Here is a 15,806-nt window from a genome sequence, read left to right on the forward strand (position 1 = left end):
AACATCAACATCAATTTGTATTCCGAACGGCCCGCGCTTCCTACGTATATCGAGTACTCGGTCGATGGGAAAAAGCTCGGGGAGGAAGACCAAAGCAAGCGGGTTTCGCGCGACGGGATCATCCGGGAAGTCGAGGTTGGTGCGGTTTTGTCACCTCGCGCGGCCAGGGCAATCATCGTTTGGCTCGGCATCCAGCTCGACAAGCTGGAATCCCATAAAGAGAAGGGCGCCGACGAAGCATGACACCAGCGGTTGCGCAGTCAAGTGGTGGTTCTTTCACGGACCACGCGACGGGTCTTTGGGACATTGAGGCGTTGTCAGCTAGCTTCGCCGGGCCGACACAGACGCCGCGAAAGGCCCAGCCCTCACTGGCGAGCGGTACAAAAGCAGGCGAGGTGTACGAAAGGGCAATAAATGCGAGCCAGGCGGGCCCACTTTGGGCTAGGCAGCTCGCGGAGTTGCGTGCCCTCCCGGTCGATTGGGACGAGTACGGCGCGGAACGCCCCACGTTGGAAGCCCTTGCTGCGATGTCCTCATTGCTCAACCAGTATTCCCACCGCGACCAAGTGCCCGTGCACGTCGGAGCCTCGCCCGATGGGGGTGTTGCCGCGGTCTTTGGTTCGGACATCCGGCGAGTCACGGTCGAGATTGCCAACAGTGGTGAGATTCTGGTGGCCATGTCTGCGGGGCGGGACACGAACGTCCGCGAGGTCGCTCGGAACAAGGATTCCATTGAGGGGCTGATTCACGACACTGGCATCTTTCTCTCCCTGTAGCCCCGCAGGCGCCGCAGGAATGGTTATCGATCCGGATCAGGACTTCGACCCCACCGAAGAGCTCTACCTACGCCTGAGTCTCGAGCGACGCCCTACACAGTCCGCAATAAAAAAAGCCATTGCCGAGCAGGTTCATTTCCCGAAATGTTCAGTCAATCGAGGGAAGTACTCTGAACCGTATGACGTGGTCCGACTCAAGCCCGGATGGAGCGTCGGTGTGTTCGAGGTCCGAGATATCCCAGCCAGCCTCGAATGCAAGGTGCAGGGCCTTTACGAGTTCTTTGTATTCCACTGCCCCGAAGCCGATACCGATGGCGTGATGAACTATGCGCACAGCGAGATCCGGTCTAGGTTCGACGGCAACCTGCGACAACCGGGCCGCTTGGTGAAGTTCGAGTTCCGCGAGCTAATCGCGTTCCGAATGAAGGTCCTTCCGCCGCTGTAGAGCGTCGGCTACGCCAGGCTCAACGGACACCATAGCATCTTAGGTGTCCGTTTTGGTGTCCATTAGACCCGGCAGGATTCGGCCTCGATGTCGGCCCGCCCCGGCAAGAGCGTTGACCGTCAAGGGTTTAGCCGGCAGGATGCCGGCGGATGGATGCCCCAGCCTTAGCCTGATAAGCGTGAGGTCGATAGTTCAACTCTATCCAGGCCCATGTCCCGGCATATCTGGGGCCGGCGCGAGCAACTCGCGTCGGCCTTTTGTCATTGCCCTCGGGGCCTCGTCTGGTGCGCCAGCTCCAGGCGGGAAGCGTCATACCCTTGGCCGGTCGGGCTACGTCGACAGCCCGGATGGCGGCCACTCTTGTGCACCTGCAGACCGAGACCCCGGATGACCGTTCCGTCGAAGATGCGCATCGCCTCCGGCGCGCCCTATTGGCTGATGCGAAATGGCCTGTTCGAGCCGCCCGAGCGGCCGCTGCCCTCTCGCGCTGACGTCTTGATCGTCGGGGCCGGCATTACCGGCGCCCTGCTGGCCGATGCCCTTGTCCGGGAGGGGCGGGAGGTAGTCGTCCTGGAGCGCCACGCCCCGGCTGAGGGTAGTACCGGTGTCAGCACCGCCCTGCTGCAGTATGAACTCGATGTCGAACTCGGGTCGCTGGCGGATCGTGTTGGCATCGATCAGGCGGTGCGCGCGTACCGCCGGTGTGCCGAAGCCATTGACGATCTCGCTGCGCTGGCGGCCTCCCTGGGTGACGGTTGCGATTTCCAGCGCGTCACCAGTGTGTACCTCGCCTCACGCCGGCGAGATGCCAAACGGCTCAGGCATGAGGCCGAACTGCGCCAGGCTCATGGCTTCGATGTCCGTCCGCTGACCCGGCGCGAGCTGGCGGCGCGTTATGATGTTCCGGGTGCGGCCGCGCTGGAAACGCCGCATGCTGCGCAGGTCGACCCGGTCGCGCTGACCCGGCGTCTGCTGAACCGGGCGGTGGCCGCCGGTGCCATCGTCTGCCCGAGGACGGCGCTGCTCGAATGGCAGGATGAGGGGGCCCGATGCCGAGTCATGACGACGCGCGGCCAGTGCATGGCGCGGTTCGTCGTATTTGCGACGGGGTACGAGCTTCCGCCCAAGGTTCCGAACGGAGCGGTCGCGCTGCACAGCACCTACGCATTCGTGACCCAGCCCGGGCCGTACCCGGGCCCGCTCGGTCGGGGTGCGGTCTTCTGGGAAACGGCGCGGCCGTACACCTACATGCGCACCACGGTCGATGGCCGTGTCCTGGTGGGCGGCATGGACGTGCCGTTTCGGCATGCGGACGGGCGCGATGCGCTGTTGCCGGTCAGGGTCCGCGCGCTCGAAACGCGAGCGGCGCGCTTGCTGGGGATTGAGTCGCTCGAACGAGCCTTCGCCTGGGCTGGCACGTTTGCCGCCACGCCGGACGGATTACCGTACATCGGACGGCTTCCGGGCGAGGGTCGAGCGTTTGCGGCCCTGGGCTACGGCGGCAATGGAATCGTCTTCAGCACCATTGCCGCCGAGCTGATTAGTGCGCAGGTAGAGGGTCGACGGCATCCCGACCAGAGCCTCTTTCACTTCGACCGCGCTCGGCGCACCTGACCAGCCAGGCCCCATGGTGCGGATCGGGCCGGCTCCTCAGTTGGTGCGATGCACCGGTCCGCCCATTCTGCGCCGTACTGCCTCATCATCCAGCTGGGGGGCGCGTCCCGCTCGATCGGCCGGCGATCGCGTTGAGGTCGGCGCGGCGGAGTAGGCCGCATTCCCGGTCAACAGGGCATCCATCTCCTGCTCGGCCTTCTCCCCGCTGATACCGTACTCGGCCGCGATCAGGGTGCGAATCCGGTCCCAGTCGCCCTCGGTGGCGTCGAGCTCCTTTTCTGCCAGGTTCGACCAGCGCTTCAGGATCCGGTCCTTGAGATCAGGCCAGCGCTCTCGGTCATGGTTGCGTTCGTGCTGCATGAGCTGCCTCCTTCCAGAGTGATCGTCGCATTCCGCCAGTGTTCGAGAGTCGGCCCGGGGTTCGGCAGGTGCGAACGAAATCTACTCGTGCCGGGCGCCGATTCCGGATGCGGTCTCTATCGGGGTGACGCCGAGCCACGTCGGGTCGGGCACATCAAAATGCGCAGAAAGCGGGTTATGGTCCGTCCATGCGCAGTTCCCGTTCGCATCGCGTCCGGACGGGCGTGGATCGCTCGCCCCCATCGGGGTCGTCGAGACGGGGCAGCTGTGCCGGAGGTGCTGCGTTACAGGGCAGCGACAATGGCAGGCTACCGTCCGGCGAGAGGGCGCTTACCTTCCTGGCGAGCGGCGGGTATCGGCGGTCGGCGGGCGGGACGAACGAGGAGGTCAGATGACCAAGCGTGTGCAGAGCTATGAGACGGACGAGATCACGGTCACTTTCGATCCCAACGTGTGCATTCATTCCGGCGTCTGTGTCCGGACCCTGCCTGCCGTTTTCGATATTCGTCGCAAGCGATGGATCGCTCCCGAGGCGGCGCCGGCTGCGGAGGTGGCCGCGATGATTCGAACCTGTCCTTCTGGCGCGCTGCAGTACCGGCTTCGCGGTGAAGGTGCGGACACCGGGGCGTGAGCCCTCGGACCGGTGGCGGGTAGATCTGTCAGTTCGGCGTGACGCTTGACGGATGCTCGCCTGTTCCGCCCAGGGCCATCAGGGCCTCATCAAAGCTGAGCGACAGCTCGCCAGGTTCGAAGAGCTGTGACAGGTGGGACGCGGCGACGGTGGCGCGGACCCGGGGGTCGAGGTTGCAGAGCAGGACCTGAATGCCCTCTTTGCGGCATTGGCGAACCACTTCGGCCAGCGCCCTGAGCCCGGTCGAGTCGATCACCGGCACGTCGTCCATGTCGAGAATCAGAGCCCGTGGCTTCCAGTGGACCTGCCGCAGGGCATCCTTGAATGACTCTGCCGCGCCGAAGAAGAACGGTCCGTTGATGTCGTAGACTTTGACGTCGCGAGGTACCCGTTGCCGCTGTGCCTGCTTGGTCTCCTCACGAAGTTCATCGCTCCCCGATTCCTGCTCCAGACCCATCGGCTCGATGGTTGCGATCTCTGACATCCGTTTCATGAACAGAAATGCGGCGAGAACCATTCCGACCGCAATGGCGACGCTGAGGTCGACCAGCACCGTCAGCCCGAAGGTGGCGAGCATGATCGCGACGTCGGTACGCGGCGCGCCGCGGATTTCGGACCGGAAGGTGCGCCACTCGCTCATATGGTACGCCACCATCACGAGAATGGCGGCCAGCGTGGCCATCGGAATCATCGCGGCGTAGCGCCCGGCAAACAGGGTGATGACCAGCAGGGTGAGGGCGTGCACCACGCCCGCGATCGGGGTCCGTCCGCCGTTCCGGACGTTGGTCGCCGTGCGGGCAATGGCGCCGGTTGCCGGCATGCCGCCGAAAAGCGGAGAAGCAATGTTTGCCGCCCCCTGCGCGATCAGCTCCATGTTGCTGCGATGGCGGCTGCCGATCATCCCGTCCGCCACGACTGCCGAGAGTAGCGACTCGATCGCGCCGAGCAGGGCCAGGGTCAGGGCAGGCGCTGCGAGATCGATCAGCATCCGTTCTGTGACGGTCGGCCAGTGCGGGCTCGGCAGGCGCGCATCGATGACACCGAAGCGCGACCCGATGGTGTCGACCGGCAGCTCGAAGAAGGCGACGACGACGGTACCGGCAACCAGGGCAACGAAGGGCGCCGGAACTTTGGTCGACACACGGGGCCAGAGGACGAGGATGGCCAGCGTCCCGAAGCCGAGCACCGCGGTCGTGAGATCCACGGTGCTTGCGTGGGCCAGATAACTGGCCCATTTGCCGAAGAACTCCGCAGGCACGGCTTCGATCGAGAGGCCCAGCAGATCTTTGATCTGCTGGGAAAAGATGATGAGCGCAATGCCGGCCGTGAACCCCGTGATGACGGGGAATGGGATGAACTTGATGACCGCGCCGAGCTTGAGCAGGCCCATCGCCACGAGGAGAAACCCGGCCATCAGCGTCGCGACGATCAGCCCATCCACCCCGTACTGAGCGACGATCCCGGCCACGATGACCACAAAGGCCCCCGTCGGGCCGCCGATCTGCACCCGTGATCCGCCCAGCAATGAAATCAGAAGGCCGGCAACGATTCCCGTGTAGAGCCCCCGTTCAGGCGTGAGGCCGCTGGCAATGGCAAAGGCAATGCAGAGGGGAAGGGCCACGACACCAACAATGACACCGGCCGTCAGATCCGCAGCGAACTGCGGCCGCGTGTAGCCTTGCAGGGTGGTCAGCAGCTTGGGAACGAAGTGCGACATGGTTACGGCGTGGGAGGCGAGGTCGTTTCGGCCAGTTCGGCGCGGAAGCGATCCGCCTCGGCGGTCATGCCGAGGGCCGTATACGCAGCAGCCAGGTCAGTTCGGGCGGCTCTGAGAAAGCTGACGGCCGGATCGGTCTGCTTCGCCAGGATCTCGTAGCCGGCCAGGCTTTCGGTCGCAGCCTCGCGATGGCGATTCTGACGCAGCAGGGCCCGCCCCAGCTTGATCCGGGCTATCCCCGTGTTCAGGTTGTCGGGGCCGAGACTATGGTGGTAGCCCTCGATCGCTTCGCGATAGAGGGCCTCCGCGCGCCGATAGTCACGGCGCTCCACGGCAACGCTGGCGAGATTCGACAAGGCGGTGGCGAGCAGATAGTGATTGGGTCCGTGGACCGTGCGATAGATGGTTGCCATCCTCGCGAAACGTGAGTCTGCTTCGTCCAGGCGATCCTCGGCGAGTGCGATCGACCCCAGATCGCTGAGCGTCGATGCCACCGAAGGATGATTGGGCCCGAAGACGCGTTCGCGGATGGCAAGCGCACGTTCCAGAATCGGCACGGCTTCGCTCCGACGCTGCTGGAAAAGCAGAGATCGGCCGATCAGCGTCAGCGCCAGGGCGGTGCGGTGATGGTCCGCGCCGTACCACGGCTCCACGATGGCAAGCGCCTGCCGATGATACCGTTCCGCCTCGGCATAGCGTCCCAGATCGTGCTGGATCGCTCCCAGGTTTGCGAGGTCTTCGGCAACCAGCGGGTGGCTTGGTCCGTAGAGCTGCCGGGTCATGGCCAGGACCCGGTGGTTGAGCGAGTCGGACGTGTCGTAATTGCCGGCGTAGAAGTGGGCGCTGGCGAGCACAGACAGCGTGCTGGCGAGTTCCGGCGTTACGATGCCAGTTGGATACCGACCGCGGGTTTCCGACAGCAGGGCAATGGCGCCCGGGTAGTCACCGCGAGCCGAGAGCACCTGACCGAGTGCGGTGCGCGCGGCGAGCACGTCAGGATGATTGGCGGGGAGCAGTGCTTCGCTGAGGGTCGTGCCCTGGCGGATCAGGCTGTCGGCGGCCTCGAGTTCCGCCTGCTCCAGCCGAAGCAGACCCAGCGCGACTGTTGCTTTCGCCACATCGGGATGACGAGGTCCGTGGCGTTCGCGTCGCAGGTCGAGTCCGGCACGGATCAGCGTGTCGGCCTGGGCCATCCTGCCCAGCTTCTGGGCTATGCTGCCGAGCGTGAGATACAGTTCTGCCTGGACCTGTGGCTCGGTGCTGAGGCCACGGGCCTCCTGAATACCCCGTTCGACCAGCGTCACGACCCGGAGGCTGTCGGCTGGCCCGACGGCTGCCTCTCCGCCGGCAAACAGGTTCATCATGAAGCCCTGAATCCGCCCGGTTCGCTCGACCTGCGCGACGGCGAGGTCGCGCGCTTCGGCGAGCCGCACGGTGTAGAAGACGGCCATCACGAGCGCCGCGGCGGCGACGGTGCCGGCTGCGGCAACCGGGCGGGCGTTCCGTCGCACGAATTTGCCGAGTCGGTAGCTCAGCGAGTCGGCTCGCGCCTCCAGGGGTACCCCGGCCTCGTACCGATCCAAGTCGCGAACCAGGGCGTCGACGGTCTGGTAGCGCCGGGTCGGGTCGGGGTGCATGGCCGTGCGGCAGATCACGTCGAGGTCGGCCCACTCGCTGCGGGAGGCGGACACCGGAGCATCGGGGACCGTCGACGGTCGTGACGTCGTTGATGCGCGGCTGGCAGGGTCCCCTTCGTTGCCTGTTTCGGAGGCGCGCCGACCGGTCAGCAGTTCGAAGAGAACGGCCCCCAGCGCATAGACATCGGTCGGTGTACCGAGCGGCCCGCCGGTAAACTGCTCGGGTGCGGCATACGCCGGCGTCAGCAGGCGGAGGCCGGTGCGTGTCTGATCGGGGGCACCACCGTCCGTGTCGGCGAAGTGTTTGGCAATCCCGAAATCGAGCAGTTTGACGGCGCCATCCGAGCGAACCAGGATGTTCGAGGGCTTGATGTCGCGATGAATGACGGCGTGCTGATGCGCATGCTGCACCGCCAGCGCCGCCGCGCGGAAGATCGACAGACGCTCGGCCAGGGTCGACCGTTGCCGCCCGCAGTACTCGGTGACGGCCAGCCCCTTGATGTACTCCATGGCAAACCACGGGGTGCCGTCGGGCAGGGTGCCGGCGTCGAAGAGCTGGGCAATGCCCGGGTGGCTGAGCCCGGCCAAGGTCCGCTGCTCGACCGCGAACCGGTGGCGGCGCGAGGGCGAAAGGGTGTCGCGCAGAATCTTGATCGCGGCGACGCTCGCCAGGTCGGCACGCTCGCCGAGATAGACGACACCCATGCCTCCTTCGCCGAGCAAACGGATCAACCGGTAAGGCCCGAAGGACTGATCGAAGGGGCGGGCGTCCGCGTCGTTCAGCATCGAGGAGGCAACCGACGCGAGGTCCTGTCCGAGCAACGGGTGCTGGTCGCGGTCGGCATCGAGTAGGGTGCGAACGTCCTGAATCAGAGTCCTGTCGCCACCGGCCTCCGACTCGAGGGCGGCCGTTCGCTCGTTGGGTGGCAGGTCGGCGACGGCGTGAAAGATCGCCTGGACCCGTTCCCAGCGCTTCGGATCCATCAGAGGGATCGCTGCAGCTCGCGACCGAGCCACGCCTTGGCCGCGCGCCAGTCGCGCAGTACGGTTGCTTCGGAGATGCCCAGTTCTTCGGCAATCTCGCGGGTCTCGAGTCCGCCAAAGAAGCGGCTCTCGACCATCGTCGCCTGGCGCGGGCTCAGGCGGGCGAGTTCGTCCAGGGCCGCGTCGAGGCCGAGCAGTTCATCGGCCGAGGTTGGCGTGGCGGACGCGGCGTCGTCGTAGGTAATCACGGCGACGCCAGCACCGCGTTTGCGAGCGTTGCGCCGGCGGGCGGCATCGACCAGGATCTGTCGCATGGCGCGGGCGGCAATCCGCTTGAAGTGCACCTGCGATGTGGCGGCCAGGCCGGGCGAATTGGCCATCTTGAGCCACGCTTCGTGGACCAGCGCCGTCGGGTTCATCGAGGCGTGGGGGTCGTCCCGATGGACGCTGGAGGCCAGGCGACGCAACTCTTCATACGCCAGACTGAAGAGGTCATCGAACGCCTGTCTGTCCTGGTCCATCGATGCCCCGATATGATGCGGTTGCGGTAACAAGCCTATCATCCACGGGACCGCTGCCGCAACTGTGACGCATCGTACCCGGGCGGCCTGCTGTTAGAATACCGCCTTCCCGCTGTTCAGAGGGCATCGAGTCGTTCGCCGCCGGGCAAGGTGGTGCCGGGCGATGCATCCCTTCTCTCCAGAGAGCCAGTATGCGTTTCCCAAGGTTCGATCAGGTGGTCGTTGGGCTGGCTGGCGCGCTCATTCTGGGCGGGGCCGCGCCCGTGGCAGCGCAAAGAATCGGCGGCGCCCAGGCTCGGGCCATCGACCGCGTCTTCGACCGGTTTGCCGGCACCGCGACACCGGGCTGTGCGGTCGGCGTATATCGAGGTCGCTCGATTGCCTACGCCCGGGGGTATGGCATGGGCAACCTCGAGCTCGGGGTTCCGATCGGTACGGCGTCGACCTTTCAACTCGCTTCGGTATCCAAGCAGTTCACGGCCATGGCCCTGGTGCTGCTCGAGCAGGATGGCGCCCTCCGTCTCGATGACGACATCCAGCGGTATCTGCCCGAGGTGCCGACGTTCGGTCGTAGTGTCACCATTCGGCAGATGATCAACCACACGAGCGGCATCCGGGACGGCCTGACCCCCCTCGTGCTCGGGGGCTTGCAGTACCCTGGCGAGTCGATTCGGCTCCTGGATGCGTTGAGCGCGGTAACCCGACAGGAGCGACTCGAGTTCGAGCCGGGCACGGACTACAGCTATAGCAATGCCACCTACTGGCTGATGGGGATCATCGTCCAGCGGGTCACAGGTCACAGCCTCACGGAGTTTACGACGGACCGGATCTTCAAACCGCTCGGGATGCACCGCACCAGGTTCCACGGCGATCCGGCCAGCCTGCTGCCCGGGCGGACGCATGCGTATTCGCTGCGGGGCTCGGACTCGACGTATCGCCTGGATATTCCCTTCTACGAGTCGGTTGGCGCGGGCGGGCTCTACAGTTCGGTCGACGACCTGGTTCACTGGCATCGCAACTTTGTCGACGGCACCGTCGGTGGCGCAGCGGGGATCCGGGCTATGGAAACCCGTGGTGTGCTGGCGAGTGGTGATACCCTGGCCTACGCTCTGGGCATCGCGCGCGGCAGCTATCGCGGAGCCGTCACCTGGTCGCATTCGGGGTCGGATGGTGGTTATCGGACCTACCTGGTGCGGTTGCCAGAGCATGATCTCGGGGTTGCCGTGCTCTGTAACGCGAATCACGCGGCGCCGACATTGCTTGCTGAGCAGGTAGTCGACATCGTGCTGGGCGCGGCGCTCCCGGCACGGGCCGACTCGATCGTTCCCGCCGGGGCGGCGAGCACCGCTGCCGAGCTGGCGGAGCACGCCGGTTACTACCGCAACGAGCGCGATCTCTATCGGTTCGCGGTGCACGAGGGTGCGCTCCGATTCGGGTTGACGCCGCCGGGCCGTCCGCTCCGGGCCCTCGGCGGCAACCGCTATCAACTGGGCGCCGATTCGCTGGGGCTCTTCACTTTTCGGCAACGGGACGGTCGCTGGGTGGTGGAGCGGCCCCATCCCTACATCGCGGGCCGGATCATGGAACTTGCCGCGTCGCCGGCTGGGGCGCCCACGGCCGACCAGCTGGCGGCCTATGCTGGCGAGTACTGGAGCGAAGACGTCGGGGCGGCCGCGACGGTGTCGGTGAAGGAAGGTCGCCTGGTGATTCGGCATCATCGGGGTGATGAGGTGCCGCTTCGGCCAAGTATCGCTGATGGCTTCGTTCCGGTGGGGTCCGGGTCAGGGCGCTATCAGTTTCAACGTCACGGCGATTCCTGGAGTGTGGTTGGTTTCGTCATCGACACGGATCGGGCGCACGGCATCCGGTTCGTCCGCCGGCGCTGAAGTCGAAAGCGGCCCGGACCGGGCGCCGTCCCTAGTGAGCGGCCGAGCCAGGCCTTACGTTGCTATCCATGCATGATGCGCACGAGTTTCTTCGGTCGCTGACGATCGTCCTGGCCGTCGGGGCCTTTGTCGCGTACCTGTTTCAGCGGATCAAGCAGCCCGTCGTGCTCGGCTACTTGATTGCCGGGTTGCTGGTCGGTCCGTATGTGCCGGTTGGTTTCGTTGCCGACAAGGCCATCGTCCAGACACTGTCTGAGCTGGGCGTGATTCTCCTGATGTTCTCGCTCGGGCTGGAGTTCAGCCTTCGCAAGCTGGTCAAGCTCGGGTCGACGGCGGGGCTGACGGCGGTGATTCAGGCCGGGATCGTTGCGTGGCTGGGCTTTCTGGTCGGGCAGCTGTTCGGCTGGGGTCACCTGGAAAGCATTTTTCTCGGCGTCGCGATTGCCATCTCGAGTACGACCATCATTGCCAAGGTCTTCGACGAGCAACGGGTCACCGGCCGGCTGCGTGATCTGGTGGTTGGCATCCTCCTCTTCGAGGATCTGATCGCGGTCATCGGGATGGCGGCGCTCACGGCGATTGCGACGGGCGGAGGGCTCTCGGCGTCTGCACTGGCAATCACTATCGGTCGCCTGGGGCTCTTCCTGGTGCTGCTGGTCGGGATCGGGATTCTGGTGATACCCCGGGCCATGCGCGCGGCCACGATGCGGAGCACCCCGGAAATCGTGGTCGTGATGGGAATCGGGATCTGCTTCGCGATGGCGTACCTTGCGCAGGAGGCTGGATACTCGATTGCGCTGGGCGCGTTCATGGCGGGGTCGCTGATGGCGGAGGGCGGGCTTGGTGAGCACGTCGACCATGCCATCAAACCGGTGCGCGACCTCTTCGCCGCCGTCTTTTTCGTGTCGGTCGGCATGCTGATCGATCCGGCGCTCCTGGTCGCCCATTGGCAGCCGATCGTCGTGCTGACGCTGGTGGTCGTGGTCGGCAAGATCTTCAGCGTCGCTCTCGGTGCTTTTCTGGCCGGTACCCCGACGAGAACGGCCATCCAGGCCGGGATGAGTCTCGCGCAGATCGGCGAGTTCTCGTTCATCATCGCGGGGCTTGGTCTCTCGCTCGGCAGGACTGGTGAGTACGTCTTCCCGGTGATAGTCGCGGTGTCGGCCATTACCACGATGTTGACGCCGTGGCTGGTCCAGAACTCCAGTCGGGTCGCGGCGGCCGTCGATCGCCGGATGCCCCCGCGACTGCAGACCCTGACCTCGCTGTACGGCTCCTGGCTCGACCGGCCCCGAAAATCGGCTGCCACACGGCGCGGCTTCTGGCGCGTCGTCGGGCTGCTCCTGGTCGACGCCGCAGTGCTGAGCGGCATCCTGGTGGCGGTCAGCCTCTTCTTCACCACCCTGGTGGATGCGACCGTCGGCGCGACCGGTGTTACACCAGGTGTGGCTCGAATCGCGATCATCGTGGCCGCCGGGTTGGTGGCCTCACCGCTCGTGGTCGGAATCGGACGTCTCGGTCGTCGGCTTGGCGACCGGGTGGCCCAGCGGGCCTTTCCCCCGGTGGCCAAGGGGTTGGATCTCAATCGCACGCCGCGCCAGCTGCTGACGCTGGTGCTCCAACTGGTCATCGTGTTGCTGACGGGCATGGCGGTCGTTGCGGTGACGCAGCCATTCCTGTCGACGTTCACGGGGCCGCTCATTCTGATCGTGTTTCTGGCGGGCTACGCCGTGGCGATCTGGCGGCGCGCCTCCGACCTCGACGGCCACGTCAAAGCGGGTGCGGAAGTCGTCGTGGCTGGCTTGGCGCGTCAGGCGCATGCCGGTGCGCGGCCGGAGCGGCTCGAGATGCCTGATCAGGTCAAGGAACTGCTGCCCGGCCTCGGCGCGCCGATGGTGGTAACCCTCGGCGATGGGAGTTACGCGGTGGGCCGAACTCTGGCCGACCTCGAGCTGCGGAGCCGGACCGGCGCGCTGATCCTGGCGATTGCCCGCGCCGATGCCTCGATACCCGTGCCCGGGCCGGAGGAACGCCTCCAGGCAGGCGACCGGCTGGCGGTGGCGGGGTCGCACGAATCGATCGGCGCTGCCGAGAGACTTCTGTCCATCGGCGACCCTCCCGGCGACCTGGGGCCAGCGTCGCACTTGTAGGCGAGAGGATCGGCGGTTCGACCCGGTGCGAATGGATTGGCTGTCAGGACAGCGGTGACCTCGTGATTTGCTCGGGCTTGCCTTCCGATTGAGCCGGTTATTTCTTGCCTGATTAGCGGCATAAGGAGCCGGATGTACCGCCCCGCAGGTTATTCCGATACCATTTCAGGCAGCGACGTCGTGGAGCGTTCTCGTGTCCACTGAAACTTCATTGCTACCCTCCGGCCGCACCCTCGGCGTGATTGGCGCTGGGGTCATGGGCCAAACCATTCTCAAGGGACTCCTGGAGCAGGGGGCCGTCACTCCGGACCAGCTCTGGGCCAGCAGCAAAACACCCGAATCCTGTGACCGAGTCGCCAAGCTACTCGGCATCCCGGTGGAGCAGGATTTTGGCCCTCGTGTGGGGGATGCGGCAATCGTGATCGTCTGTGTCAAACCGGCGCAGATCCCGGCCGTGCTCGGTCGACTTGGCATGCTCGGCCTTCGGGACGATGCGTTGCTGATCTCGATTGCCGCCGGCGTGACGACCGCGACGCTTGCTGCGGCCCTCGGCACGGCGCACGCCTGGGTCCGCGCAATGCCCAACACGCCCTGCGTTGTCGGTCACGGGATGACGGCAGTGTGCGGTGGCCCGACCGCACGGCCGGAGCACCTTGCGCTGGCGCAACGGGTCTTTGCGGTCGTCGGGCGGAGTGTGGTGCTCGACGAATCGCATTTCAACGCGATCACGGCGCTCAGTGCCAGCGGGCCCGCGTACATGTACCTGATGATGGAGGCGCTGGCCGACGCGGGCGTCCGGGTGGGTTTGCCTCGCGACAAGGCGCTGATGCTTGTTGCGCAGGCAATGCTCGGCGCCGCCAAGATGGTTCAGGAAACCGGGCGCCATCCTGCCGCACTGCGTGACGACGTCACGACGCCGGCCGGATGCACCATCGGTGGGTTGCTGATGCTCGAGGACGGGAAGATCCGTTCGGTGCTGGCCCGGGCCGTCGAGGAAGCGACACGAATCGCCGGACAGCTCGGTCCGGCGGCGCCTGTCGAGGCAGGCAGAAAGGGGTCATCATGACCGCAGTCAGTACCTCAAAAACCGGCGAGTTCATTGCGCTCGAGGAGCGCTACGGAACCAACAACTACCATCCGCTGCCGATTGTGGTCGAGCGAGGCGAAGGGGCCTGGGTCTACGACGTCGAAGGCCGTCGCTTCCTCGACTGTCTCAGTTCCTACTCGGCCGTCAACCTGGGGCACGGGCATCCGCGCCTGATCGAAACGCTGACGGAGCAGGCCGCCCGGGTCACGCTGACGTCACGCGCGTTCCGCAACGATCAGCTCGCCTACTTCGTCAAGGAACTTGCGGAGCTGGCAGGCCTCGACAAGGTCCTGCCGATGAACACCGGCGCCGAGGCCGTCGAAACGGCAATCAAGGCGGCGCGGCGCTGGGGCTATCGGCGTAAGGGCATTGCCAAGGATCGTGCCAAGATCATCGTCTGCGAAGGGAACTTCCACGGTCGGACCACCACCATCGTGGGGTTCTCATCCGAGGAGTCGTATCGCGACGACTTCGGCCCGTTTGCTCCGGGCTTCGTCCGGATTCCCTTCGGCGATCTCGATGCGCTGGCCGCCGCGATCGACGATGATACCTGTGGCTTCCTGGTCGAGCCGATTCAGTGCGAGTCCGGGATCCACATTCCACCGGATGGCTACCTGCGCGCGGCTGCCGAACTCTGTCGGACGCGCAACGTGCTGTTCATGGCGGACGAGATCCAGACCGGCCTCGGGCGCACGGGCAAGCGCTGGGCCTGCGATCACGAGGGTGTCACGCCGGATCTGCTGATCGTCGGCAAGGCGTTGTCGGGCGGGGCGTATCCGGTGTCGGCCGTGATCGGTCGCGACGAAGTCATGGATCTGTTCAACCCGGGCAGTCACGGCAGCACCTATGGAGGCAATCCGTTGGGATGCGCCGTGGCCCGAACCGCGATGGCCATTCTGGAAGACGAGGATCTTGCCGGTCGCTCGGCTCGTCTCGGTGCCAAGGTGCTTGCTGCCCTCAAAACGATCAAACATCCGCACATTCGTGAAGTGCGGGGCCGCGGATTGCTGATTGGCATCGAACTGACCGTGCCGGCCCGGCCCTACTGCGAGCGGCTGGCTGAGCTGGGCCTGCTGTGCAAAGAGACCCACGATTTGGTGGTGCGGCTGACGCCACCGCTGGTCGTTGCCGAAGAGGATCTCGACTGGATGATTGCCCAGGTGAAGTCGGTATTTTCCGCCTGAGTCATTCCGCCGGCCGGTTGCTCAATCCGAGCGATCGGCCGGTTTCCGCTCCTGCAGGTACTCCCGCCCGCGCTCCATCAGCTGTACGAAGGTGGCTTCATCACCGTCCTGCACGGCCGTCCGGACCCGCTGTACCGCGTCCCGCAGCGCATCGAGCGCATCCAGTCCGAAGTCGTTGAGCCGCTGGATTTCGAAGTACAGGTGAGGATTCTCGTCGACGACGGGGCTCGCGACCGCGAGCTGCCGGTCGAAGGTGGTACTCGAGAGACGGATCAGTTCGGCAGCCGATTCGCCGCAGTCGGCCAGGGCCGTTACGAAGGCAATGTTGAGCGCGTGCGAAAGACCGAGGACGTACGCCACCATCCGATCATGCTGATCGAGCGCCATGGGAACGAGGCGGGCCCCGGTGCCATCAAACAATCTGGCGACGCGTGCGGTCGCGTCGGGGTGACCAACATCGATCACGATGATGTGACGGCCGGTCAGCTCCTCGACCGAGGGACCGAACATGGGGTGAATCGACGTGGTGGCAATCCCGGCCTCGGCAAGACGGGTCAGTCCCGCTCGGAGCGGAGATTTGAGCGATCCAACATCGAAGACGATACCGGGCGGCTTTCGTTCGCGGATCTCCTCGAGGATCGCGGCGCTCGTTCGGAGCGGAGCGGCCACGGCAATCAGGTCGTGATCGAGCGCGGTCTCCCGCCAGTCGGCATAGTGCTGGAACCCGGCTGGAACTCCGGCCGGATCGGCAATCTCGACGGTCAGCCCGCGCTGGCGAAGGTATCCAGCCAGCCATGCGCCCATCCGCCCTGCG

Annotated in this window: 14 protein-coding genes; 9 read left to right on the forward strand and 5 right to left on the reverse strand. The window is 65.4% G+C overall.

Translation table 11 applies throughout. The features are described from left to right. From KF785_10860 to KF785_10875, 4 genes are all read left to right on the forward strand, one after another. Positions 1–243, forward strand: a 243-nt coding sequence (locus KF785_10860; protein MBX3147258.1) for a hypothetical protein, incomplete at its 5' end; no start/stop codon positions are given. 215 nt (positions 244–458) lie between these two features. Then, on the forward strand, positions 459–776 hold the full coding sequence (locus tag KF785_10865; protein ID MBX3147259.1) for a hypothetical protein: 318 nt from the start codon (positions 459–461) through the stop codon (positions 774–776). 19 nt (positions 777–795) lie between these two features. Continuing rightward, complete coding sequence (locus KF785_10870; protein MBX3147260.1) at positions 796–1,221, forward strand: hypothetical protein; 426 nt, start codon at positions 796–798, stop codon at positions 1,219–1,221. A gap of 387 nt (positions 1,222–1,608) precedes the next feature. After that, the gene (locus KF785_10875) at positions 1,609–2,835 is read left to right on the forward strand and encodes an FAD-binding oxidoreductase (protein MBX3147261.1); all 1,227 of its coding nucleotides are present in this window, start codon (positions 1,609–1,611) and stop codon (positions 2,833–2,835) included. Between the two features lie 36 nt (positions 2,836–2,871). Here the strand turns inward: KF785_10875 and KF785_10880 are convergent, their stop codons facing one another. After that, positions 2,872–3,195, reverse strand: a complete 324-nt coding sequence (locus KF785_10880) for a hypothetical protein (protein MBX3147262.1) — start codon at positions 3,193–3,195, stop codon at positions 2,872–2,874. A gap of 391 nt (positions 3,196–3,586) precedes the next feature. Here KF785_10880 and KF785_10885 point away from each other — a divergent pair, with 391 nt between their 5' ends. Next, entirely contained in the window at positions 3,587–3,826 is a 240-nt protein-coding gene (locus tag KF785_10885) for a (4Fe-4S)-binding protein (GenBank protein ID MBX3147263.1), read from the forward strand. 28 nt (positions 3,827–3,854) lie between these two features. Here KF785_10885 and sulP read toward each other — a convergent pair whose 3' ends face one another. The 3 genes from sulP to KF785_10900 are packed head-to-tail and all read right to left on the reverse strand — an operon-like array spanning position 3,855 to position 8,685. Then, positions 3,855–5,543, reverse strand: a complete 1,689-nt coding sequence (sulP, locus tag KF785_10890) for a sulfate permease (GenBank protein ID MBX3147264.1) — start codon at positions 5,541–5,543, stop codon at positions 3,855–3,857. A 2-nt stretch (positions 5,544–5,545) separates the two neighbouring features. Continuing rightward, entirely contained in the window at positions 5,546–8,164 is a 2,619-nt protein-coding gene (locus KF785_10895) for a serine/threonine protein kinase (GenBank protein ID MBX3147265.1), read from the reverse strand. Then, a complete protein-coding gene (locus KF785_10900) occupies positions 8,164–8,685 on the reverse strand; it encodes a sigma-70 family RNA polymerase sigma factor (protein ID MBX3147266.1) in 522 nt (173 codons plus the stop codon). The genes KF785_10895 and KF785_10900 overlap by 1 nt, the downstream gene beginning before the upstream one ends. A 191-nt stretch (positions 8,686–8,876) precedes the next feature. On the opposite strand from KF785_10900, the gene KF785_10905 reads away from it, so the two are divergent. From KF785_10905 to rocD, 4 genes are all read left to right on the forward strand, one after another. After that, positions 8,877–10,571, forward strand: coding sequence for a beta-lactamase family protein (locus KF785_10905; protein ID MBX3147267.1), 1,695 nt, complete (start codon positions 8,877–8,879; stop codon positions 10,569–10,571). 68 nt (positions 10,572–10,639) lie between these two features. Beyond that, positions 10,640–12,721 carry a cation:proton antiporter gene (locus KF785_10910; protein ID MBX3147268.1) on the forward strand — a complete coding sequence of 694 codons (2,082 nt, stop codon included), beginning with the start codon at positions 10,640–10,642 and terminating at the stop codon, positions 12,719–12,721. Between the two features lie 193 nt (positions 12,722–12,914). Continuing rightward, entirely contained in the window at positions 12,915–13,787 is an 873-nt protein-coding gene (gene proC, locus KF785_10915; GenBank protein ID MBX3147269.1) for a pyrroline-5-carboxylate reductase, read from the forward strand. Continuing rightward, a complete protein-coding gene (gene rocD / locus KF785_10920; GenBank protein ID MBX3147270.1) occupies positions 13,784–14,992 on the forward strand; it encodes an ornithine--oxo-acid transaminase in 1,209 nt (402 codons plus the stop codon). Before proC ends, rocD begins: the two co-directional genes overlap by 4 nt. Positions 14,993–15,013: 21 nt before the next feature. Here the strand turns inward: rocD and KF785_10925 are convergent, their stop codons facing one another. Further along, positions 15,014–15,796, reverse strand: a complete 783-nt coding sequence (locus KF785_10925) for a prephenate dehydrogenase (protein MBX3147271.1) — start codon at positions 15,794–15,796, stop codon at positions 15,014–15,016. Between the last annotated feature and the right edge of the window lie 10 nt (positions 15,797–15,806).

Source organism: Gemmatimonadales bacterium, from assembly GCA_019637315.1.
In the GTDB taxonomy this organism is placed as follows: Bacteria; Gemmatimonadota; Gemmatimonadetes; order Gemmatimonadales; family GWC2-71-9; genus SHZU01.